This window comes from Mesorhizobium caraganae (assembly GCF_016836705.1).
Classification (GTDB): Bacteria; Pseudomonadota; Alphaproteobacteria; order Rhizobiales; family Rhizobiaceae; genus Mesorhizobium; species Mesorhizobium caraganae.
The window spans coordinates 1-471 of record NZ_JAFCGY010000128.1 but is presented as its reverse complement, the minus strand read 5'-3'; the positions used below and the strand labels follow the sequence as shown (position 1 = coordinate 471).

Here is a 471-nt window from a genome sequence, read left to right as displayed (position 1 = left end):
GCGGCGCACATGGCTTTCATAGGCGCCGCTCTCGATGAGCAAGGCCAAAGCCTCCTGCTCGGCCACCGGAGAGTGCCTGTCCAGGAGTTGTTTGGCCGCCGCGAAGACGTCCTGCAATTCAGGGGGGAGGGCAACTAGACTAGGTCAGATCACCTTCGCGGATGGAGTAGTGGTTGAGATTGCGGATGCTTGGACAGGCTTGATCGATGCTGGCGCCGGAGTGCTTTTGATCGGGCAGGAAGCGAAAGCCGTCAGGAAGGGCGAGGGGGAGTGGCAGGGCGTGGTCGTACATATCGTTCAGTCAGATCGTGACCTCGGTGCCTATATCGGTGAGGGCGTACGCGTCACGGTTGAACCGCGTAGACGTAAGGCGCTATCGGTACCGCATACGGCGGCGCATCTTGCCGCGTTGGCACTGAATGCGGCTTCAGTTCCTTTCTGGACCAAGGATTTTGCGGATCTCGATTCGCT

At 59.7% G+C, this 471-nt stretch carries 1 protein-coding gene and 1 pseudogene; one reads left to right on the top strand and one right to left on the bottom strand.

Translation table 11 applies throughout. The features are described from left to right. Positions 1 to 135: pseudogene (locus tag JQK88_RS36870) on the bottom strand (MocR-like pyridoxine biosynthesis transcription factor PdxR); the annotation flags it as partial. Positions 136 to 169: 34 nt separating this feature from the next. Here JQK88_RS36870 and JQK88_RS35605 point away from each other — a divergent pair. Beyond that, positions 170 to 471: hypothetical protein (locus JQK88_RS35605; RefSeq protein WP_203281262.1), on the top strand; the 302-nt coding region annotated here is incomplete at its 3' end.